Genomic DNA, 22,414 nt, shown 5'->3' on the forward strand with positions numbered 1-22,414 from the left:
GACCCGGCCCTCGCATGTGCGCCTAGGATGCCGCAAATCCCGCCGGGAGAAACGCAGTTCAGGAATTACGTTCGACTCCACCCGCCCCGCCACGGACGCACCCCGCCAGGCAACAGCCACCAGACCGGCGCACCCCGCCGAGCAGCACCCCACCAGACCGACGCACCCCGCCGAGCAGCACCCCACCAGACCGGCGCACCCCGCCGAGCAGCACCCCACCAGACCGACGCACCCGCCGGCCGGTCCGCTACGCCGGGCGCTCGGCCCGTTCGATCAGTTCGCGGCAGCGCTTCACGTCGTCCGCGATGGCCACAAGCAGCGCGTCGACCGACTCGAACTTCAACTGGCCGCGCACGAAGGCCAGGAAGTCCACGGCCACGTGCTGCCCGTACAGGTCGAGGCCGACCCGGTCGATCGCATACGCCTCTACTGTGCGCGTGGTGCCGTCGAACTGCGGGTTCGTGCCGACCGAGATCGCCGCGGGCATCGCCTCGCCGTCCGCGTGCAGCCACCCGGCGTACACCCCGTCCGCAGGGATCGCGGTGTGCGGCAGGGTCTCCACGTTGGCGGTCGGGAAGCCCAGCTCACGGCCGCGCTGCGCGCCGCGCACGACGACACCCTCGACCCGGTGCGGGCGCCCGAGGATCTCCCCGGCCCCGGCCACGTCCCCCTCGGCGACGAGCCGCCGGGTCAGCGTGGACGAGAACGGCTCGCCGCCCCCGGCCACCCCGCTCACGAACAGGTCGACGACCTCGACCTCGTAGTCGTACGTGCCGCCGAGCTCGGCCAGGAAGCCGACATTGCCCGCGGCCTTGTGGCCGAACCGGAAGTTGGGGCCTTCCACGACCACGCGCGCGTGCAGCTTGTCGACGAGCACCTTCACGACGAAGTCGGCGGGCGACAGCTTCGAGAACTCGGTGGTGAACGGCAGGATGAGGAGCGCGTCCACGCCGAGCTCGGCCATCAGCTCGGCCCGCCGGTGGTGCGGCGCGAGCAGCGGCGGATGGCTGCCGGGCCGCACGACCTCGCTGGGGTGCGGGTCGAAGGTGACGACGACGGAGGGAACACCCAGCTCACGCGCGCGCTCGACGGCACGGCCGATGATCAGCTGGTGTCCGCGGTGCACCCCGTCGTAGGAGCCGATGGTGACGACGCTGCGTCCCCAGTCCTCGGGGATGTCCTCCAAGCCACGCCAGCGCTGCACGGTGTTTGCTCCTCGCCGAACCTGTGTACGTCCTGATGATTGCGCAGGTCTAAGAGTGCCATGCCGGTGCCCCGCGGTTGGCATCGGCCAGGTGTCCCGGGGGTTGCGGGCCACCGCCCCGCCACCGGCCCCGCAGTCGGCCCGCGAACAGCCCCGCAGACCAGGGCCACGCCGGGCCGCACGCCCCCGCTACGCGGAAACCCGCGCCCCCACAAGACCCTCGATCATCCGCCGCGCACTGGGCCCCACGAGCCCCGCCCACTCGGAGCCCGACTCGTCCAGCCAGCCGGACAGGGCCCGCGCGAACCCGGGCACGCCGCGGGACAGCTCGACCAGGCGCCGGTCGAAGCACGCGGCACCCTCCGGCGTACGCACAAGGAGTAGTCCGGTGCGCCGCACCAGCTCCCGGGTGCGGCTCTCGCCCCGCACGTCGGCGGCGGCCGCGAGGGCCCCGATCACGGCGTCGAGCACCACCGGATCGCGTTCCTGCCCGAGGAGCACATCGAGCAGTTCACGGCGCAGCGGCCGCGAGACCCGGCTGCCGGGGGCCGCGAGCACCGGTGCCACGGCCCGCCGTACCTGCGTGTTGCGGCTCTGCAGCAGTCCGCACACCAGCGGGAAGAGCACCGCCCGTGCCGCCGGGCCCTGGTCGAGGCGCCGGTCGACATACGCCGCCGCATGCGCCGCCGCCTCGGGCCGCAGCTCGAGAAACTCCTGGACCAGACCGGCCACCCGGCGCGCCAGCGCGGGCGTCGTGACGTCGGCGAGGGTGCGCAGAACCTCGCCCGAGGCCGGCCCCGGCTCGTGCAGCCGGGCCTGGAACGCCGCGAGCACCGGCTCCGGGTGGGTGGTGAGCGCCGCGGCCAGGGCGCTCGCGGGCAGCTGCGGGTCACCGGCCGTGAACCGCCGCAGGGCGAGCGGCAGATGGCGTGAGCGGGTCTGCGGATCGCGGACGAGCAGGGCGAGCGCGGCACCGTGCAGGGTGCAGTCCCCCGGCCGGGCGAGGAGCGCGAGCGCGGCGTACCGCAGCAGCCCGCGGTCGGCCTCGGTGCGCACCTGCGGCACCGCTTTCAGTCCGTACGCCGCGGCCGCGACCCGGCGTTCGGGCCGGGTGTCGTGCGCCCAGCGGTCGACGGCACGGCACATGGCCGACGGCTCCTCGTCGGCGAGCGCGGCGAGCAGTTCGTCGGCGCGCGGATGCCCGCAGGACACCAGGGCCTCGGTCAGGTCGTCGAGGGAGCGGTGCCGGTGGGTGTGCAGGAGGGCCTGCGCGGCACGGGCGACGGTGGCCTGCGGTGCCGCGTACAACGCGCGGTCGTCGTCAAACCAGCGGGTGAGCAGCGGCTGCACGGTCGCGGGCGCCTCCTTCAGCCACTCCCCCACGGCGTCCAGGAACCGCTCGCCGCCCTCGCCCGCGCCCGGCTCGGGGTCGGCCACGACGAGCCGCCGCAGCAGATCCATCCGGTCGGCGGCGGCCAGCGGCAGCGCCCGCCAGAACCCGGGCCCGAACACCCCGGGCCCGCCCGGAGCCACGCGCTGCGCGCCCTGCCCGTCGCTGCCCCACTGCACGATCCGCTCGGCGAGCAGCCGCAGGACGCCGAGGTAGGGCCGGGCGTCGGGCACACGCAGCAGCGCCTCACTCAGCAGGCGCACCGCCCACCAGCAGGCATCCGCGGAATGCGAATCACCAACCCACCCCGCCACCCCCCGCAGATCATCCGCCCCCGCCTGCGTCCCCCGCAGGCCATCCGGCCCCGCCGCCGCTCCACGCGAGTCACCCGCCCCGCGCAGGTCATCCGGCCCCGTCTGCGTCCGGCGCAGGTCCCCCGGCTCCGCCGCCACCCCACACGAGTCACCCGCCCCGCACACAACCCGTTCCCGAGCCGCCGCCCCGCGCGCCTCCCCGCCCTGCACCGCCGCCCCGCGCAGGCCTTCCGGCCCCACCTGCGTCCCGCGCGGGTCATCCGCCCCCACCTGCGTCCCCCGCAGATCCCCCGGCCCCGCCTGCGCCCCACACAAGCCGCCCGGCCGCCCCGCCACCCCACACGACGAGTCACCCGCCCGCCCCGCCGCCCCGCACACGTCCCCTCCCCGCGCCGTCGCCCCGAGCCCGGTGAAGTGATCGGCCGCGTGCACCAACTCCTCCAGGCGGCGGGCCAGTTCGGCGCTTCCCCGCTGCCGGTCGAGCAGCAGCAGCGCCTGTACGACGGGCCCGATGCGGTGCCTCGGTACCGGCAGGGTGCGGGCGGGCCCCGGTGTGCCGGACGCGGCGGTCGCGGCGGCCCGCGCGGCGGCCTGTGCCGTACGGCGGGCGGCGCGGGACCGGCGGCGCGGCACTGTGGCGGACACCTGCGTCGCGGGGCCGCGCGACGGCAGCCGCTCCGCCGCCTGCGCCGCGCCCTCCTGTCGCCACCGGTGCACGAGCGCGTACAGCGCGGCGTCCAGATCGAGATGGGTGCCCTGGATCCAGTCGGCGAGCTCTTCGTGCGCGAAGCGGTAACCCTCCCCGGCCGGAACGAGCAGCCCTTCGGTGAGGACCGCGGGGGCGAAGCCCGTCGCCCACGGGAACACCTCCTCGAAGGCCTCCCGGTCCAACTCCCCCTGCCCGGGCCCGAGGCAGCGCCGCGCCGCCTCGTGCAGCCGGCCCGCCACCTTCGCCGCGAGCCGCCGCACCGCCGCGCCGCGCACGTTCTGCGCGGCCGCGAGGCGTACCGCGACCCGCAGACACATCAGATCGACGTACGCCGTGAAGATCTCGTCCCGTGACGGCCGTCCGGGCGGGCTGCCGGGCAGCGCGGCCCGCACCTCGGACAGCAGCCGAAGGGCCAGCGGATGCCCGGCGTCCGCGGGCGACACGGCGTCCTCGGGGATGCCGTACCGCTCCCTGGCCCGCAACGCCTGCCGCGGGCCGAGCCCACCGAGCCGCACGCAGGCCGGAAGGCGCGGCTGCCGGGACCCGTACAGCGCACCGTCGGGGAACAGCCGCCCCGCCTGCTCCCAGTACTCCTCACGGCAGGCCACGACGAGCCGGGCCCCGGTGGCGCGCAGCCAGTCGACCGTGCCCGCGGTCCACTCGGCGAGCCGGTGGGCGAGCACCGGCGGCATCTCCTCGGGGCAGTCGAGCAGCACGAGCAGCGGCCGGCCGGCGTCCCGCACGAGCCGGGCCACCCGCCCGGGCGTGAGGTCCCCGAGCCCGCTGACGCCCCGGTGCTCCGCACCGGGAGCCTCCGCTGCCGCCGCCTCGGCGGACGCGGTCACGATCCGCCCGGCGTCCTCGAGGGCCCGCCCCACGGCGTCCGCCACGGAGGCGTCACCGGCCCTGAGCCCGGCGCCGCGCAGCCACACGGTGGGCGCGGGCGCCGAGCCACGGGCGCGACGGGCGGCGAGCGCGGCGAGTTCGGTGCTGCGCCCACTGCCCGGATCGCCGACCAGGCCGAAGACATACGCCGCCGGGCCACACCCCTCTGCCGAACCGCCCGAGCCAGGGCGCGAGCCACCGCCCGGGCCACCGCCCGCCGCCAGGAAGGAGCCGAACTCCCGCTCCGTGTCGGGCCGTTCGACCACGGTGTCCTCGTCGCGCGGCCCGTCGGACCCCACCGACGTCGCCGTCAGCTGCAGCACCGCCGCCAGATTCAGATCGCTGCCGTACGCCGGGACGGTCGCCGCGTTCCGTTCCAGCAGCTCGGCGAGCGCCCCGCCGGGCTCCGCCGCCGCCGCCTCGCGCAGCGGCACGGCGAACCCTGCGGCGCGGTGCCCGGAGTGCAGTGCGGTGCCGAGGACGGCGAGGACGGCACCGGTGTCGACATCGAGCACGGGCCCGCCGGCCGCGCCTCCGCCGAGCCGCAGCGCGTCACTGCCGTCGGTGCCGATCGCCAGCTCCAGGGCGGCGGGCACCAGATGGAAGCGGTCCGTCGCGGTGTACGTCACGGACTCACCGGCCGCGAGCACCCGCGCCTGACGCCAGCCGAGGGCCGCGATCCGCACGTAGGCACCCGTCTCGACGGCCTCGCGCACGGTGACGGGCAGCGGCCGAAGCCCGAGGCCTTCGGTGCGTACGAGGGCGAGATCCGCCTCCGGCAGCGAGGTGACGGCGTCGGCCGCCACGACGCAGGTGCGCTCCCCCGGAGCGTGCAGAACGAGCCGCGCGAGGCCGTCGACGGCCTCATGGCTGGTGACGACGGTGCCGAGCTCGTCCGCGACGAACCCGGCACCCCTGGGCCGACCGGCCAGATCGCATATCCGGACCAGTCCCTGTCCGAAGCCGGACCGGGCGTCCCCTGCAGCCATCGTCGAACCTCCCCGCCACGCCCCGTACTTCTGACCGTAGGTCGGTAATGATCAGCCGGGCAGGGTCCCAACCGGATGCGCCCCCCAGCACACCCCGGGTTCACTCCGAGCGCCTGCTCGATGGGGTGAATCGGCGGCGGCCGATGGATAGACCCTCAGGGAGGGGGAGCGTGGAGCGGGCCGAGGCCCGCTCCACGGAACCCCGGGAGCAACATCGGAACAACAGCGGCAGGCAGCCTCAGCCGAACACGGCCAGGCTCTTCGCCTTCCCCTTGACGTTCTCCACGAGCGCGACGAACCCGCCCTCGGGATCGAAGACCGCGACGGCCTCCCCCGGCCCGTACTCGTCCGGCATCTCCAGACGTACGCCGTTGAGCAGCAGCCGGGCCCGCTTGGCGTCCACGTCCCAGCGCGGGAACGCGGCGACGGCGGCATCGGCGACGGGCATCACGGTCAGCTCCTCCTGGAGCTGGTCGAGGGTGCGCGCCACATCCAGCTTGTACGGGCCTACGCGGGTGCGCCGCAGCGCCGTGAGATGTCCGCCGACCCCGAGGCCCGCGCCGAGGTCGCGGGCAAGGGCACGGATGTACGTACCCGAGGAGCAGACCACCGAGACGACCAGGTCGAGCACGGGCGTACCGTCATCGGCCACCGCGTCCCGCACGTCGTACACCGCGAACGAGGAGACCGTCACCGGCCGGGCCGGGATCTCGAAGTCCTCGCCCTCACGGGCCCGCTTGTAGGAGCGCTTGCCGTCGATCTTGATGGCGCTGACCTTGGACGGCACCTGCATGATGTCGCCGGACAGCTCGGCGATCCCGGCGTCGATGGCCTCCCGGGTCACCCGGGAGGCATCCCCCAGGGACTCGTTCGGGATGATCTCGCCCTCGGCGTCGTCGGTGACGGTGTTCTGGCCGAGCCGGATCGTGCCGAGGTACTCCTTCTCGGTCAGCGCGAGATGCCCGAGCAGTTTCGTGGCCCGCTGTACGCCGAGTACGAGCACACCGGTCGCCATCGGGTCGAGTGTGCCCGCGTGCCCGACCCGCCGGGTCCTGGCGATACCGCGCATCTTGGCGACGACGTCATGCGAAGTGAAGCCGGACGGCTTGTCGACGATGACAAGCCCGTCCGGCGTCGTGTTCTGCGTGCTCATTCCGCGGCGTCGCCAGCCTCGTCGTCGTCCTCGGGCTTGCGGTACGGGTCCGCGCCGCCGGCGTAGTCGGCGCCCGACGACGCCTCGCGCACCTTGGCGTCCGAGGCGCGTGCCTTGTCGAGGAGGTCCTCGATGGTCTTGGCGTTCTCCGGCAGGGCGTCGGGCACGAAGGTCAGGGTCGGGGTGAACTTCACCCCGGCCGCGGCGCCCACGGCGGAGCGGAGCACGCCCTTGGCGCTCTCCAGACCGCGGGCCGCGTTCTCCCGGTCCTCGTCGTCGCCGTAGACCGTGTAGAAGACGGTCGCCTCCCGCAGGTCACCGGTGACCCGGGTGTCGGTGATCGTCACATGCGAACCGAGGCGCGGGTCCTTGATTCCGCGCTGCAGCTTCTCGGCGACCACCTCTCGGATGAGGTCCGCCAGCTTCTTCGCCCGCGCGTTGTCGGCCACTGGTCCGTCTCCCTTTTCTTGCTTTTCCTACGTGCGTCAATCATCGTCGCCGTGCAGCCGCCTGCGCACCGAAAGCAGCTCCACTTCGGGCCGGGCGGCGACCAGCCGCTCACACCGGTCCAGTACGTCCGACAGATGCCCCGTGTCCCCCGACACCATCGCAACACCGATCTGGGCCCTGCGATGCAGATTCTGGCCGCTGACCTCCGCCACGCTCACCGCGAACTTACGGTGCAGCTCGGCGACGATCGGGCGGACGACGGAGCGCTTCTCCTTCAGTGACCGTACGTCGCCGAGGAGCAGATCGAAGGACAGAGTCCCCACATACATATGTGTCCGGATGTCCCGCCGGTACGGGATAGAAGGCCCTGCCCGCTCTTGGCAGGGACATCAAAACCGTACACGGAACGGCCGGGGCCGATCGACGGATTATCCCGTCGACCGGCCCCGAACCGTGCACCGGAGCGGCGCCCCGGCGCGATGCTGATCAGCCGCGCGGCTTCTCGCGCATCTCGTACGTCGCGATGACGTCGTCGATCTTGATGTCGTTGAAGTTTCCGAGGTTGATACCGCCCTCGAAGCCTTCGCGGATCTCGGTGACGTCGTCCTTGAAGCGGCGCAGACCGGAGATGTTGAGGTTCTCCGCGACCACCTTGCCGTCGCGGAGGAGGCGCGCCTTGGTGTTGCGCTTGACCTCTCCGGAGCGGACCAGGACACCGGCGATGTTGCCCAGCTTGGACGAACGGAAGACCTCACGGATCTCCGCCGTGCCGAGCTCGACCTCTTCGTACTCCGGCTTGAGCATGCCCTTGAGGGCCGCCTCGATCTCCTCGATCGCCTGGTAGATGACCGAGTAGTAACGGACGTCCACACCCTCGCGCTCGGCCATCTGCGTGGCACGCCCTGCGGCGCGCACGTTGAAGCCGATCACGATGGCGTCGGAGCCCATCGCCAGGTCGATGTCCGACTCGGTGACCGCACCCACACCGCGGTGCAGGACCCGGATGTCGACCTCTTCGCCGACGTCCAGCTGCAGCAGCGAGGACTCGAGGGCCTCCACCGAACCGGACGCGTCGCCCTTGATGATGAGGTTGAGCTGCTCGACCTCGCCGGCCTTGAGCACCTTGTCGAGGTCCTCGAGGGACACCCGGCGGGTGCGCTTGGCGAACGCGGCGTTGCGCTCACGCGCGGCGCGCTTCTCGGCGATCTGACGGGCCGTACGGTCCTCGTCGACCACCAGGAAGTTGTCGCCGGCGCCCGGGACGTTGGTGAGACCGAGGACCAGGACCGGCGTCGACGGCTCGGCCACCTCCACGTTCTCGCCCTTGTCGTCGAGCATCGCGCGGACTCGGCCGTAGGCGTCACCGGCGACCAGCGTGTCACCGACACGCAGCGTGCCGCGCTGGACCAGGACGGTCGCGACGGCGCCGCGGCCCTTGTCCAGGTGCGCCTCGATCGCGATGCCCTGCGCGTCCTGGTGCGGGTTGGCACGCAGGTCGAGCGAGGCGTCGGCGGTGAGGACGACGGCCTCGAGCAGCGCGTCGATGTTCTCGCCCTGCTTGGCGGAGATGTCGACGAACATGGTCTCGCCGCCGTACTCCTCGGCCACGAGGCCGTACTCGGTCAGCTGACCGCGCACCTTGGTCGGGTCGGCACCCTCGACGTCGATCTTGTTGACCGCGACCACGATCGGCACGTCGGCCGCCTTGGCGTGGTTCAGCGCTTCGATCGTCTGCGGCATCACACCGTCGTTGGCCGCCACCACGAGGATCGCGATGTCGGTCGACTTGGCACCACGGGCACGCATGGCGGTGAACGCCTCGTGACCCGGGGTGTCGATGAAGGTGATCCGCCGGTCGTCGCCGTTGACCTCGGTCGCGACCTGGTACGCACCGATGTGCTGCGTGATGCCGCCGGCCTCGCCCGCGATGACGTTCGTCTTGCGGATGGCGTCGAGCAGTCGGGTCTTACCGTGGTCGACGTGACCCATGACGGTCACTACCGGCGGACGCGAGACCAGGGCCTCGTCGCCGCCCTCGTCCTCGCCCCATTCGAGGTCGAAGGACTCGAGCAGCTCGCGGTCCTCCTCCTCGGGGCTGACGATCTGAACCGTGTAGTTCATCTCGTCGCCGAGGAGCGTCAGCGTCTCGTCGGAGACGGACTGCGTGGCCGTGACCATCTCGCCGAGGTTCATCATGACCGCGACGAGCGACGCCGGGTTGGCGTTGATCTTCTCCGCGAAGTCGGTGAGCGAGGCACCGCGCGAGAGGCGGACGACTTCGCCGCCACCGCGAGGCAGCATCACACCGCCGACCGACGGGGCCTGCATGGCCTCGTACTCCTGGCGCCTCTGCCGCTTCGACTTGCGACCGCGACGCGCGGGACCGCCGGGACGACCGAAGGCGCCCTGCGTGCCACCACGGCCACCGGGACCGCCGGGACGACCGCCGAAGCCGGGACGACCGCCGAAGCCGCCGCCACCACCGGGACGGCCACCGCCGCCACCGCCGCCACCGGGACGGCCGGCGAAGCCGCCGCCACCGCCGCCGGGACCGCCGGGACGACCGGCGAAGCCGGGACGACCGCCGCCGCCACCGCCGCCACCGGGACGACCGCCGCCACCGGGACCACGGCCACCGCCGGGGCCACCACCGGGACGCGGGCCGGCAGCGGGACGCTGCGGCATCATGCCCGGGTTCGGACGGTTACCGCCGCCGGGACGGGGACCGCCCTGGCCGGCCGCACCCTGCGGACGGGGCATGCCGCCGGGCGTCGGACGCCCGGACGCAGCGCCCTGGCCGCCGCCCTGCGGACGGGGGCCGCCCTGGCCCTGGCCCTGTCCCTGCGGACGCGGGCCGCCCGGGGCACCGGGGCCACCGGGACGCGGGGCACCGCCCGGACGGGGCGCCGACGGGCGCGCCATACCGGTGGAACCACCAGAGGTGAAGGGGTTGTTGCCCGGACGCGGGCCGGCCGGACGGCCACCAGGACGCGGGGCCTGCTGGCCACCGGGACGCTGAGAACCACCGGGACGGGCCTGGCCCTGACCGCCGCCACCCTGGCCGGGGGCCGGACGGCCACCGGGCTTGGGGGCACCGGGACGCGGCGCCTGACGCTCGGCGGGCTTGGGGCTCGCCGGGGTCTGCGGGCTCGCCGGAGCGGCCGGTGGCGCGCTGAACTCGGGCTGCGCCGGGGCCGCCGGAGCGGGCTTGGGCGCGGCCGGAGGCTTCGGGCCGGGGGTGGGACTGGGACGCGGGCCCGGGGCGGGCGTCGCGGGCTTCTCTGCCGCGGCCGGCTTGGGGGCCGGCGCGGGCTTGGGCGCGGCAGGCTTCGCGGCCTGCGCGGGGGACGGTGCCGACGGCTTGGCGGGCGCGCTCTTGCGCGGTGCCGCGGGCTTGGCACCGGACTTGCCGGCGTTGCCACCGGAGCCCGATCCCTGCAGCGCGTCAGTCAGCTTACGAACAACAGGCGCTTCGATCGTCGAAGACGCCGAACGGACGAATTCACCGAGTTCTTGGAGCTTGGCCATGACGACCTTGCTCTCCACCCCGAACTCCTTGGCGAGTTCGTATACCCGGACCTTAGCCACTTCGCTCCTTTTAGGTCCGGGTTACCGCCGGACCGTCGCTACTTCATGGGCGTACTCATCGCGTACTCATCGAGTGCTCATCGCAATCTCGACCTACTTCCAACTCGCGAGGTACCAGGGCCGCACGGGGTTCCGTACGGCACGTTTTACGGTTTCGTCTGCTCGACATACCGGCTGAGATCCGCTGTGTCGAGCGTTCCGCGGGCACGGAAGGCCCTCAGGAACGCCCGGCGGCGGACCGCCATGTCGAGACAGACCAGGGCGGGGTGTACATAGGCACCCCGGCCGGGCAGCGTACCGCGAGGGTCGGGGGCAAGGCGGGCTCCTTTTCCGGAGCCCTCGTCCTCGACGATCACGATCCGCAACAGATCGCTCTTGGCCGCTCGCTCCCGGCACCCCACACAGGTTCGCTCAGGGCATGCTCGGGCATGCGTCCGGCCAGACACGCTTAAGTCTACCTCCCCGCACCGACCTCACCCCTTTGGGGCGAAAATCGAACGGCTGTCGTCTTGATCTCGGCGGAACCCGGCGTGATCTCGCCGGGAGGACGCCGTCTCAGTCCTGGTCCTGGCCCTGATCCTGGGCCTGGCCCGCGCCCTGCTCGGTGTCGGGGCGGATGTCGATGCGCCAGCCGGTCAGACGGGCGGCGAGACGGGCGTTCTGGCCCTCCTTGCCGATCGCGAGCGACAGCTGGTAGTCGGGCACCGTCACCCGCGCCGAGCGGGCGGCGAGGTCCACGATCTCGACCTTGCTGACCCGGGCCGGGGACAGGGCGTTGGCGACCATGTCGGCCGGGTCGTCGGACCAGTCGACGATGTCGATCTTCTCGCCGTTCAGCTCCGCCATGACATTGCGCACCCGGCCGCCCATCGGGCCGATGCAGGCGCCCTTGGCGTTCAGTCCCGACCTGGTCGAGCGGACCGCGATCTTGGTGCGGTGACCGGCCTCGCGGGCGATCGCGGAGATCTCGACCGAGCCGTCGGCGATCTCCGGCACCTCGAGCGAGAACAGCTTCTTCACCAGGTTCGGGTGCGTACGCGAAAGAGTCACCGAAGGACCGCGCACGCCCTTGACGACCCGTACGACATACGACCGCAGACGCTGGCCGTGCTCGTACGTCTCGCCCGGCACCTGCTCCTGGACCGGCAGGATCGCCTCGAGCTTGCCGATGTCCACCAGGACGTTCTTCGGGTCGCGGCCCTGCTGGACGACACCGGTGACGATGTCGCCCTCGCGGCCCGCGTACTCGCCGAGCGTGGCGTCGTCCTCGGCGTCCCGCAGCCGCTGCAGGATGACCTGCTTGGCGGTGGTCGCCGCGATCCGGCCGAAGCCCGACGGGGTGTCGTCGAACTCCCGGGCCTCCTGGCCCTCTTCGAGGTCCTCGGCCTCCTCCTTCGCCCAGACCGTCACGTGCCCGCTCTGGCGGTCGAGCTGCACGCGCGCGCGGCGACGGCTTCCCTCGGTGCGGTGGTAGGCGATGAGGAGGGCCGACTCGATCGCCTCGACAAGCAGGTCGAAGGAGATCTCCTTCTCCCGGACCAGACCCCGCAGGGCACTCATGTCGATGTCCACGGCTACGCCTCCTCTTCGTTCTTGTTCTTGCGGTTGAACTCGATCTCCACGCGCGCCTTGGCGATATCCGTGAAGGCGAGGCGGCGGGCGGTGGGCTTGCGGCCCCTCACACCGGGCACCTCGAGGTCGAGCCCTTCGTCGTCGACCTGCATGATCCGCGCGACCAGCTCACCGTCGCCCGCTGCGGGCGTCAGCTGGAACTTGACCAGGCGGCCGGTGGCGCGGACGTAGTGGCGGTGCTGCGTCAGGGGGCGGTCGGCGCCCGGCGAGGTGACCTCGAGGACGTACTCACCCGCGCCCATGGCATCCGCCGCGTCCAGCTTCTCGGAGAGCTCGCGGCTCAGCTCGGCGCACAGGTCGAGCGAGACGCCGTCGTCCGAGTCCACCACGACACGGAGCACACGACGCTTGCCGGCAGGGGTCACGGAGATCTCTTCGAGATCCAGATCCTTGGAGCTGACCAGCGGTTCAAGCAGGTCCCGCAGCCTCTCGCTCTGGGTGGTGCTCATCCGGGTGACTCCTCGGCCGCGTGTGCTGTTGTGGTTTCGTCGCGTGTCAGGTCAAAGGGTATCCGGTCGCGCAGGGTGTTGCCGTCCACCGGGTCGGTCCGAAGGTACGGTGATCACGGGCATGCCCGCCCCCTATCTCTTTCTGCCGTACGAGCCTTACGAGGACGTCTGCCGTGCCGTTCACCATGCCGTCGCGTACCGGGCGTACCCGGCCGCCCATCGCAGGCCCGCGCCGCAGGACCCTGCTCGCCACAGCGGCCGGCACCGTGCTGCTCGCGGGCTGCACCGACAGTGGCTCCGACACCTCGGGCAAGCGCCCCCGGGCTTCGGAACAGGCACGCGCGCGTGCCGCACAGGACAGTGCCGAGCTGCTGAATCGATACGACGCTGTGATCGCCGCGCACCCCGGGCTCGCCGGCCGGCTGCGGCCGTTGCGGGCCGAAGTGGCGGAGCACGCCAAGGCGTTCGGGGATCCGCCCAAGGCGTCCGGGAGGGCACCGTCCGGTTCGCCGTCCGCCGCCGATGTGCCCGCCGACGAGCAGCAGGCGCTGGCCCAACTGGCCTCCGCGGAGCGCCAGCTGGCCGACGGACGGCGTACCGCGCTGCTTGACGTACCCGGCGAGCAGGCCAGGCTGTTCGCGTCCGTCGCGGCCGCGGGGGACGCACACGCGTATCTGCTGAGCGAGGCGGGCCGATGAGCCCGGCGGGCAGGGCGGCGGAGACCGTCGAGGCCTATCAGGCGGCGCTGCGCGCCGAGCACGCCGCGGTCTACGGCTACGGCGTCGTCGGCGGGCGGATCCGCGAGGGCCGCAGGGACGAGGCACGCACCGCCTACGACGCGCATCGTGCCCGCCGTGACGAGCTGCAGCGCACCGTGCGTGATCTGGGCGGCACCCCCGCGCAGGCGGACGCCGCGTACGCGCTGCCCTTCCCGGTGCCCGACTCCCCCGCGGCGGCCCGGCTCGCGGCGCAGCTGGAGGACCGGGTCGCCGGGGTGTACGCCGATGTCGTACGGGCCACCGAGGGCGAGCGGCGCCGCGCGGCGGCCGACGCGCTGCGGGAGGCCGCGGTGCGCGCGGTGCGCTGGCGCGGCGGGAGCGTAGCCTTCCCTGGGCTCGCGGAGCGGTCCGCGCCCGCCTCGGAGTCCGCGACCCCGCAGACCTGAGCCGAACCGAGCAGGGCGAAAGGATGCACTCGCGCATGTCGCGCATGGCTTTCGAACCGCCGCAGCGCCTGGTACGGGCGCTGGGCGAGGCGGCGTACGACGAGACCGGGGACGACCCGGTCGCCGCGCGCGCGTGGCTCGCGAAGCTGCCCGAGCTGACCCAGGAGGCCGCCGACCGGCGCGGGCTGACGGTCGAGCGGGTCCTCGTACCGGGCGGCCGGTCGAGTCTCGCGGCGCTCGTGCGGCGGTCCGACGGAACGCCCGCCGTCCTGAAGCTCGCGCCGCCCGGCGCCAGGCCCGACCTCGAAGCGGCGGCCCTGGCGTGCTGGGACGGCTGGGGGACGTGCAAGCTCCTGGAGGGGCCCGCGCAGGACGACGGTGCGCTGCTCGTGGAACGGCTGCACCCCGAGGTGACGCTGCGCTCGCTGCCCGAAGCGAAGGCGCTGCTGGAAGCGGCGGGGACGGTACGGCGGCTGTGGGTCGCCCCACCCGCCGGGACCGCCTTCGACACGGTCGCCGAGCGCACGGCGCGGCTCGCCGGGGCGATGGATCCGGACGACGCCTCGGTGCGCCCGCTCGTGGACGCGGCCCGCGCCGCACGCGACGAACTGGTGGCCGGGGAGCCCGAACTGCTGCTCCTGCACGGCGACTTCCGGCAGGGCAAGGTGCTGTCCGGTGAGCGGACGCCGTGGCTCGCCGTGGGGCCCGACGCGGTGGTGGGCGAGCGCGCCTATGACCTGGCCGGTCTGGTGCTCGACCGCCTGGACGACCTGGTGGCGTCCAGTGCGGGCGCGGCTACGGCGCGGCGGCGCGTGACGAAGCTGGCGGACTCGCTGGAAGTGGAGCGGGAGCGGGTGCGGGGGTGGACGCTGTTCCGCGCGGTCTCGTCGGGGACGGAGGCCCTGCGCGCCGGGCGGCGGACCCAGGCGGAGGTCCTGCTGGAGTTCGCGTCCTGGCTCTAGGCCGGTGGCGGGGTGCCGGGGGGGCGGCGCCTGCGGCGGGCTTGTTCCCCTACCCGCCCCTTCCCGAAACCGGGGCTCCGCCGGAGGGGCTGATGGATCAGCCCCTCCCGTTACGGAACGTTCCTCAGGCCGTCAGGCGCGCGATGGCCTCCGCCACCGGCAGTTCCTCGCGCTCGCCCGTGCGGCGGTCCTTGAGCTCGACGACACCCTCGGCGGTCCTGCGGCCGGCGACCAGGATCGTGGGGATGCCGAAGAGTTCCGCGTCGGTGAACTTCACGCCCGGCGAGACGCCCGCGCGGTCGTCGACCAGGACGCGGACACCGGCCTCGGCGAGCTGCTCCGAGACGGACAGGGCGAGTTCGGTCTGGGCGGCCTTGCCCGCGGCGACCACGTGCACGTCGGCCGGGGCGACCTCACGGGACCAGACCAGGCCCTTGTCGTCGGCGTTCTGCTCGGCGAGTGCCGCGACGGCCCGGGAGACGCCGATGCCGTACGAGCCCATCGTGACGCGGACGGGCTTGCCGTTCTGGCCGAGCACGTCGAGCTGGAAGGCGTCGGCGTACTTGCGGCCCAGCTGGAAGATATGGCCGATCTCGATGGCGCGGTCGAGCTTGAGGCCGGTGCCGCAGGCCGGGCAGGGATCGCCGTCCTGCACCACGACCACGTCGAGGTAGTCGTCGACCTCGAAGTCACGGCCGCAGACGACGTTCTTGGCGTGGGTGTCGGGCTTGTTGGCGCCGGTGATCCAGGCGGTGCCCGGGGCCACGCGCGGGTCGGCGATGTAGCGGACCTTGTCCAGGCCCTGCGGTCCGACATAGCCGCGCACGAGGTCGGGGCGGCCCTCGAAGTCCTCGGCCGTGACCAGCTCGACCTCCGCCGGGGCCAGCTGCTCGGCGAGCTTGCCGAGGTCGACCTCGCGGTCGCCCGGTACGCCGACGGCCACGATCTCGCCGTCGACCTTCACCAGGAGGTTCTTCAGGGTCGCCGAGGCCGGGACGCCCAGGTGCTCGGCGAGGGTCTCGATGGTGGGGGTGTCCGGGGTGTCCAGGTCCTCCACCGGGCCGTGCCCGGCGCCCTCGACCGGCTTCAGCGCGAAGGTGACCGCCTCGGTGTTGGCCGCGAAGTCACAGGCGGGGCAGTCCGCGAAGGTGTCCTCGCCGGCGGGCGCGGGGGCCAGGAACTCCTCGGAGGCCGAGCCGCCCATGGCGCCCGAGACGGCCGAGCAGATGCGGTAGTCGAGGCCGAGGCGCTCGAAGATCTTCTGGTAGGCGGCGCGGTGCAGGGCGTAGGCCTCGGCGAGGCCCTCGTCGGTGGTGTCGAAGGAGTACGAGTCCTTCATCTGGAACTCGCGGCCGCGCAGCACGCCGGAGCGCGGGCGGGCCTCGTCGCGGTACTTGGTCTGGATCTGGTAGAGGATCACCGGCAGGTCCTTGTAGGACGTGCACTGGTCCTTGACCGTCTGCGTGAAGATCTCTTCGTGGGTGGGGCCGAGCAGATAGTCGGCGCCCTTGCGGTCCTTGACGCGGAAGAGCAGGTCGCCGTACTCCTCCCAGCGCCCGGACGCCTCGTAGGGCTCCTTGGGGAGCAGCGCCGGGAGCAGCACCTCCTGGCCGCCGATGGCGTCCATCTCCTCGCGGATGATCCGCGAGACATTCTCGAAGACCTTCTTGCCGAGCGGCAGCCAGGTCCAGATACCGGCGGCGTTACGGCGTACGAATCCGGCGCGGACCAGGAGCTTGTGGCTGAGCGTCTCGGCGTCCGCCGGGTCGTCGCGCAGTGTCTTGACCATCAATCGGGACATGCGCTGAACCTGGGCTGCCATGGTGAACTCCTGCTGAGACCGCTTAAGAAACCTACGAATTCCCTGGAGGTTAGCCGGGGGCCGTGCGGGTTCGGAAATCCGTATCGCGGGCCGGGGCCCGCACGGCGGGTCAGCGGCGGCGGTGCAGCGGCAGCGGGGCGCCCATCACGGCGTACGGCTTGGGGGCGCTGGGGAACAGGACATGCCTGGCCAGGTCCTGGTAGCCGAGGGAGCGGTACAGGCCGCGGGCGGGGCTCTCGATGTCGATCGCGGAGAGGATCGAGCGCGGCTCGGCGGCGGCGTCGGTGATCGTGGTGATCAGGGTGCGGCCGACGCCGCGGTTCTGATGGCGCGGGTGGACATGCAGTTCGGTGATGACGAAGGAGTCGTCGAGCCAGGAGTCATGGCCGTGACTGCGCAGATACGGCTCGACGACGGTGGACCACCAGTGGGCCCGGTCGTTGGGCATGCCGTAGACGAATCCGACGAGACGGCCCTCGGCGGTGGTGGCGCCGAGCGCCCGGGCGCCGGGATAGGTGATGTGCCGCAGCACGATCTGGCGGCGTACACCGATCTCGTCGTCGCTGAGCCCGAAGGCCAGGGCCTGCACCGCCAGCGCCTCGTCCACCCGGGAGGCGAGGTCGAGCGGGCCGATCACGACGTCGTCGTCAGTCATGCGCGAACCCTACTTCGCCGCGGCGGGGGTCCCCACCCTCGTGCCGGAACAGTGCGAAGCGTTCAGAACAGGACGCTCATGAAGGCGCCGACCTCGGTGAATCCGACATGGCGGTACGCCGATCTGGCGGCGGTGTTGTAGTCGTTCACGTACAGGCTCACCACTGGCGCCACATCGGCCAGTGCGTAGCGCACGACGGCCGCCATGCCGCTCACCGAGAGGCCCTGGCCGCGGTATTCGGGGGCGACCCAGACGCCTTGGATCTGGCAGGCCTCGGGGGTGGCCGCGCCGATCTCCGCCTTGAAGACGACCTTGCCGGTGGCGGGGTCGAGGCGGGCGAACGAGCGCCCGGAGCCGACGAGTTCGGCGACCCTGGCCTGGTAGAGGAGCCCGCCGTCGCCCGCGAGCGGCGAGACGCCGACCTCCTCGGTGAACATGGCGACACAGGCCGGCATGATCACCTCCATCTCGTCCTTGCGGATACGGCGGACGAGCGGGTCGGGGGTGACGTCGTCGGGCAGCCGGTCGGTGACCATGAGGGGCTGGTGGGAGCGGATCTCACGGGCGGGGCCCCAGTGGGGTTCGAGCAGCTGCCACAGCAGGGCGGCGGGCTCGGCCGGGCCCACGATCGAGGAGCAGCGGCGGCCGGCGCGGCGGGCGCGTTCGGCGAAGGCGCGTACGGCGTCGGGGCCCGCGCAGATCGGGACGAGGTTGGCGCCCGCGTAGCACAGGGAGCGCAGTCGGCCGTCGGCGTACCAGCCCCACATCTCGCCGCCGAGCCGCCACGGGTCGAGGCCCGCGACATGGACGCGGGAGGTGACGAAGGCGTTGTTGACCGGCTCGCGCCCGAGGACTTCCAGGGCGGCGCTCAGGTCAGTGGGTTCGAGGACCCGGGTGGTGGTCTGGGTCAACACGTTCGCAGGGGCCTCACCGTCTGTCTGCCGATCTCCGAACTGTACCTGGCATGGCCGAGCCCCGTCCTCGCGAGCCAATAGGACGGGGCAGCGCGCAGCGCTTCGGTGAGGGACGGTGGTCGGGAGACGGGCGGGCGGGGCTCGAAGCGGCTGCTACGCGGCCGGGAGCGGCCCGCGGGCGCCAGGCTCAGCCGACGGAGACCTCGGGCTCGCCGGACAGCACGCCGTCCTTCTCCATCTGCTCGGCGATCTTCATGGCCTCGTCGATCAGGGTCTCGACGATCTTCGACTCGGGGACGGTCTTGATGACCTCGCCCTTCACGAAGATCTGGCCCTTGCCGTTGCCGGAGGCGACGCCGAGGTCGGCCTCGCGGGCCTCGCCCGGGCCGTTGACGACGCAGCCCATGACGGCGACGCGCAGCGGCACCTCCATGCCTTCGAGGCCCGCGGTGACTTCGTCGGCGAGCTTGTAGACATCGACCTGGGCGCGGCCGCAGGAGGGGCAGGAGACGATCTCCAGGCGGCGCTGGCGGAGGTTGAGCGACTCCAGGATGGAGATGCCGACCTTGACCTCTTCGGCGGGCGGCGCGGACAGCGAGACCCGGATGGTGTCGCCGATGCCCTCGGCGAGCAGCGCGCCGAAGGCGACCGAGGACTTGATGGTGCCCTGGAAGGCGGGGCCGGCCTCGGTGACGCCGAGGTGCAGCGGGTAGTCGCACTGGGCGGCGAGCTGGCGGTAGGCGTTGACCATCACGACCGGGTCGTTGTGCTTGACCGAGATCTTGATGTCGCGGAAGCCGTGCTCCTCGAAGAGGGAGGCCTCCCACAGGGCGGACTCGACGAGCGCCTCGGGGGTGGCCTTGCCGTACTTCTTCAGGAGGCGGGCGTCCAGGGAGCCGGCGTTGACGCCGATCCGGATCGGGGTGCGGGTCTCGGAGGCCGCCTTGGCGATCTCCTTGACCTTGTCGTCGAACTGCTTGATGTTGCCCGGGTTCACCCGGACCGCCGCACAGCCGGCGTCGATGGCGGCGAACACGTACTTCGGCTGGAAGTGGATGTCGGCGATGACCGGGATCTGCGACTTGCGGGCGATGGTCGACAGCGCGTCGGCGTCGTCCTGGGTCGGGCAGGCGACGCGGACGATCTGGCAGCCGGACGCGGTGAGCTCGGCGATCTGCTGCAGCGTCGCGCCGATGTCGGAGGTGCGCGTGGTGGTCATCGACTGCACCGAGACCGGGGCGTCGCCACCGACCGCAACCGTTCCGACCTGGATCTGCCGCGACTTACGGCGCTCGGCGAGCTTGGTCGGTACGGACGGCATTCCCAGAGAAATAGCAGTCATCTGCTGTGCAACCCCAAGGTGTGGATCTGGTGGATCGAAGCGGAGCGGTCATTGCCCCGGAGATCGGCGGGCTCCAGCTGTCGAGATTACGGCACGCCCACAGGCCCGAGCACACCGCACCGTGAAGTCCACCCAATGGTGGTGGCCAGGCACGCAGCGTGCCTGGCCACCGTAAACCCCGTGCGATCAGGAGATTCTGACCGGGTTAACAACGTCGGCGATCAGCACCAGGATGGTGAAGCAGACGAAGATCCCGGCGACCACGTAGGCGACGGGCATCAGCTTCGCGACGTCGAACGGGCCGGGGTCGGGCCGCTTCAGGAGCCGCGCGAATCCGCGCCGTACGGACTCCCACAGGGCGCCCGCGATGTGGCCGCCGTCCAGGGGCAGCAGCGGCAGCATGTTGAACAGGAACAGGGACAGGTTGAAGCCCGCGACGAGGAACAGCATCATCGCGATCTGGTTCTCCGGCGGGATGTCCAGGGTGAACACCTCGCCGCCGACCCGGGCCGCGCCGACCACGCCCATCGGGGAGTCCTGCTTGCGCTCGCCGTCGCCGAAGGCCGCGTTCCACAGATCGGGGACCTTGGAGGGCAGGGCGATCAGGGACTTCACGCCGTTCTGCATCATGTCGCCCATGCGGTGCACGGAGTCGCCGAAGGACTGCTGGACGATGCCGGACGCGGGGGTGAAGCCGAGGAAGCCGGCGTAGACGTAACTGCCCTCGACGTAGGCGCCGTCGTCGTCGGTCTTGGTGACCTGGTTCTTGATCAGGTCGGCCTTGAGGTCCTTGCGGACGCCGTCGCGCTCGACCGTGATGGTGGCGGGGCCGATGGTCTCGCGGATCTTGGTCTGCAGGGTGCCCCAGTCGTTCACGGCGGTGCCGTCGAACGCGACGATCTTGTCGCCCGCCTGCAGTCCCGCGGCCTTGGCGGGTGCGGGCTTGTCGCCCTTCTCACAGGTGGTGCGGTTCGCGGTCTGGGCGATGACGCAGTCGGAGACCTTGCTGACCGTGGTGGTCTGCTCGTTCCAGCCGAAGGTCATCAGGACGCCGAGGAAGATCGCGACGGCCAGGATCAGATTCATGAACGGCCCGGCGAACATCACGATGACGCGCTTCCACGGCTTGCGCGTGTAGAAGAGGCGGGTCTCGTCGCCCGGCTTGAGCTCCTCGAAGGCGGCCGAGCGGGCATCCTCGATCATGCCGCGCCAGGGCGAGGTGGAGCGGGCCTCCAGCTTGCCGTCCGGGCCCGGCGGGAACATGCCGATCATGCGGATGTAGCCGCCGAGCGGGATGGCCTTGATGCCGTACTCGGTCTCGCCCTTCTTGCGCGAGAAGATCGTCGGGCCGAAGCCGACCATGTACTGCGGCACACGAATGCCGAAGAGCTTGGCCGTCGAGAGATGCCCCAGCTCGTGCCAGGCGATCGAGAACAGCAGCCCGATCACGAAGACGACTATGCCGAGGATCATCATCAGGGTCGTCATGCACGGGCCTCCGCGGTCGCCTTCGCCGACAGTTCACGGGCCCGGGCGCGGGCCCAGGTCTCCGCTTCGAGGACATCCGCCACGGTGAGCGAGGTTCCCGCCGCGGGTGTGCCGTGCTCGGCGACGACCTTGGTGACGGTCTCCATGATCCCGTTGAACGGCAGGGCGCCGTTCAGGAACGCGTCCACGCACTCCTCGTTGGCGGCATTGAACACCGCCGGGGCGGTACCCGCGAGCTCCCCGACGTGCCGGGCGAGCCCGACCGACGGGAACGCGTCGTTGTCCAGGGGGAAGAACTCCCAGCTCGACGCCTTGGACCAGTCGAACGCGGGGGCCGCGTCCGGCACCCGCTCGGGCCAGCCGATACCGATGGCGATCGGACCGCGCATATCCGGCGGAGTGGCCTGCGCGAGCGTGGAGCCGTCGCTGAACTCGACCATGGAGTGCACATAGGACTGCGGGTGTACGACGACCTCGATGCGGTCGAAGGGGATGTCGTACAGCAGATGGGCCTCGATCACCTCCAGGCCCTTGTTCACCAGGGTCGCGCTGTTCACGGTGATCACCGGGCCCATCGCCCAGGTGGGGTGGGCGAGCGCGTCCTCGGGGGTGACGTCCGCGAGTTCCGCCTTCGTGCGGCCGCGGAAAGGGCCGCCGGACGCGGTGACGACGAGCTTGCGGACATCGGCGCGGGTGCCGGCGGCGAGGGCCTGGAACAGCGCGGCGTGCTCGGAGTCGACCGGGATGATCTCGCCCGGCTTGGCCAGGGCCTTCACCAGGGGGCCGCCGACGATCAGCGACTCCTTGTTGGCGAGGGCCAGCGTGCGGCCCGCTTCGAGGGCGGCGAGGGTCGGGGCCAGACCGATCGAGCCCGTGATGCCGTTGAGGACGGTGTGGCAGTCCGATGCGGCCAGCTGGGTCGCTGCGTCGGGTCCCGCGAGGATCTCCGGGAGCGGCTCGCCGTCCGTGTACTGGGCGGCAAGCGCCTCGCGCAGCGCGGGCACCGCGTCCTCGCGGGCGACCGCGACCGTGCGCGCCCGCAGCTGTCTGGCCTGCTCGGCGAGCAGTCCCACCCGGCCGCCGGCGGCGGAGAGACCGGTCACCCGGAACCGGTCGGGGTTGCGCAGGACCAGGTCGACGGCCTGGGTGCCGATGGATCCCGTCGAGCCCAGGACGACGATGTCCCGGGGGCCCGCGGCCCTCAGCGGGCCGACGGGGTCGAACACGAGATGCGGATCGGCCAGAGGGGTTGGACTGTCGCTCATCCCCCCATTGTTGCCGCATCCCCTGTGAGTTTTGACAG

General features: G+C 72.1%; 18 protein-coding genes. 3 read left to right on the top strand and 15 right to left on the bottom strand.

Translation table 11 applies throughout. The annotated features are described in order from the left end of the window. Window positions 1-247: 247 nt before the first annotated feature. The 9 genes from ACFQVC_RS31375 to rimP form a co-directional block, all read right to left on the bottom strand. Window positions 248-1,204: a bifunctional riboflavin kinase/FAD synthetase gene (locus ACFQVC_RS31375; RefSeq protein WP_381836956.1), complete on the bottom strand. Its 957-nt coding sequence runs from the start codon at window positions 1,202-1,204 to the stop codon at window positions 248-250. 189 nt (window positions 1,205-1,393) lie between these two features. Continuing rightward, the gene (locus tag ACFQVC_RS31380) at window positions 1,394-5,491 is read right to left on the bottom strand and encodes a serine protease (protein ID WP_381836958.1); all 4,098 of its coding nucleotides are present in this window, start codon (window positions 5,489-5,491) and stop codon (window positions 1,394-1,396) included. Window positions 5,492-5,729: 238 nt separating this feature from the next. Further along, window positions 5,730-6,644 carry a tRNA pseudouridine(55) synthase TruB gene (truB, locus tag ACFQVC_RS31385; protein ID WP_381836960.1) on the bottom strand — a complete coding sequence of 305 codons (915 nt, stop codon included), beginning with the start codon at window positions 6,642-6,644 and terminating at the stop codon, window positions 5,730-5,732. Then, window positions 6,641-7,093: a 30S ribosome-binding factor RbfA gene (gene rbfA, locus ACFQVC_RS31390; RefSeq protein ID WP_381836962.1), complete on the bottom strand. Its 453-nt coding sequence runs from the start codon at window positions 7,091-7,093 to the stop codon at window positions 6,641-6,643. Before rbfA ends, truB begins: the two co-directional genes overlap by 4 nt. Before the next feature lie 36 nt (window positions 7,094-7,129). After that, window positions 7,130-7,423 (bottom strand): DUF503 domain-containing protein, encoded by a 294-nt coding sequence (locus tag ACFQVC_RS31395; RefSeq protein WP_381836964.1) that lies wholly within the window; start codon window positions 7,421-7,423, stop codon window positions 7,130-7,132. Between the two features lie 157 nt (window positions 7,424-7,580). Next, the gene (gene infB / locus ACFQVC_RS31400) at window positions 7,581-10,682 is read right to left on the bottom strand and encodes a translation initiation factor IF-2 (protein ID WP_381836966.1); all 3,102 of its coding nucleotides are present in this window, start codon (window positions 10,680-10,682) and stop codon (window positions 7,581-7,583) included. Window positions 10,683-10,828: 146 nt separating this feature from the next. Continuing rightward, on the bottom strand, window positions 10,829-11,128 hold the full coding sequence (locus tag ACFQVC_RS31405; RefSeq protein ID WP_381836968.1) for a YlxR family protein: 300 nt from the start codon (window positions 11,126-11,128) through the stop codon (window positions 10,829-10,831). Window positions 11,129-11,237: 109 nt separating this feature from the next. Next, window positions 11,238-12,254: a transcription termination factor NusA gene (gene nusA / locus ACFQVC_RS31410; RefSeq protein ID WP_381836970.1), complete on the bottom strand. Its 1,017-nt coding sequence runs from the start codon at window positions 12,252-12,254 to the stop codon at window positions 11,238-11,240. Between the two features lie 2 nt (window positions 12,255-12,256). Next, complete coding sequence (rimP, locus tag ACFQVC_RS31415; RefSeq protein ID WP_381836972.1) at window positions 12,257-12,763, bottom strand: ribosome maturation factor RimP; 507 nt, start codon at window positions 12,761-12,763, stop codon at window positions 12,257-12,259. A gap of 173 nt (window positions 12,764-12,936) precedes the next feature. On the opposite strand from rimP, the gene ACFQVC_RS31420 reads away from it, so the two are divergent. From ACFQVC_RS31420 to ACFQVC_RS31430, 3 genes are read left to right on the top strand one after another with little or no spacing between them, the layout of a single operon-like run. Further along, window positions 12,937-13,461, top strand: coding sequence for a hypothetical protein (locus ACFQVC_RS31420; protein ID WP_381836974.1), 525 nt, complete (start codon window positions 12,937-12,939; stop codon window positions 13,459-13,461). Next, entirely contained in the window at window positions 13,458-13,928 is a 471-nt protein-coding gene (locus ACFQVC_RS31425; protein WP_381836976.1) for a ferritin-like domain-containing protein, read from the top strand. Before ACFQVC_RS31420 ends, ACFQVC_RS31425 begins: the two co-directional genes overlap by 4 nt. Before the next feature lie 44 nt (window positions 13,929-13,972). After that, on the top strand, window positions 13,973-14,890 hold the full coding sequence (locus ACFQVC_RS31430; protein WP_381837188.1) for an aminoglycoside phosphotransferase family protein: 918 nt from the start codon (window positions 13,973-13,975) through the stop codon (window positions 14,888-14,890). 124 nt (window positions 14,891-15,014) lie between these two features. Here ACFQVC_RS31430 and ACFQVC_RS31435 read toward each other — a convergent pair whose 3' ends face one another. The 6 genes from ACFQVC_RS31435 to dxr form a co-directional block, all read right to left on the bottom strand. Next, a complete protein-coding gene (locus ACFQVC_RS31435; RefSeq protein WP_381836978.1) occupies window positions 15,015-16,712 on the bottom strand; it encodes a proline--tRNA ligase in 1,698 nt (565 codons plus the stop codon). Between the two features lie 109 nt (window positions 16,713-16,821). Further along, window positions 16,822-17,367, bottom strand: coding sequence for a GNAT family N-acetyltransferase (locus ACFQVC_RS31440; protein ID WP_381836980.1), 546 nt, complete (start codon window positions 17,365-17,367; stop codon window positions 16,822-16,824). Window positions 17,368-17,429: 62 nt separating this feature from the next. After that, window positions 17,430-18,281, bottom strand: a complete 852-nt coding sequence (locus ACFQVC_RS31445) for a GNAT family N-acetyltransferase (protein WP_381836982.1) — start codon at window positions 18,279-18,281, stop codon at window positions 17,430-17,432. 187 nt (window positions 18,282-18,468) lie between these two features. Continuing rightward, window positions 18,469-19,623, bottom strand: a complete 1,155-nt coding sequence (ispG, locus tag ACFQVC_RS31450) for a flavodoxin-dependent (E)-4-hydroxy-3-methylbut-2-enyl-diphosphate synthase (protein ID WP_381836984.1) — start codon at window positions 19,621-19,623, stop codon at window positions 18,469-18,471. Between the two features lie 186 nt (window positions 19,624-19,809). Further along, window positions 19,810-21,111 carry a M50 family metallopeptidase gene (locus tag ACFQVC_RS31455; protein ID WP_381836986.1) on the bottom strand — a complete coding sequence of 434 codons (1,302 nt, stop codon included), beginning with the start codon at window positions 21,109-21,111 and terminating at the stop codon, window positions 19,810-19,812. After that, window positions 21,108-22,376: a 1-deoxy-D-xylulose-5-phosphate reductoisomerase gene (dxr, locus tag ACFQVC_RS31460; protein WP_381836988.1), complete on the bottom strand. Its 1,269-nt coding sequence runs from the start codon at window positions 22,374-22,376 to the stop codon at window positions 21,108-21,110. The genes ACFQVC_RS31455 and dxr overlap by 4 nt, the downstream gene beginning before the upstream one ends. Between the last annotated feature and the right edge of the window lie 38 nt (window positions 22,377-22,414).

This window comes from Streptomyces monticola, assembly GCF_042665355.1.
GTDB classification, from domain to species: domain Bacteria; phylum Actinomycetota; class Actinomycetes; order Streptomycetales; family Streptomycetaceae; genus Streptomyces; species Streptomyces monticola.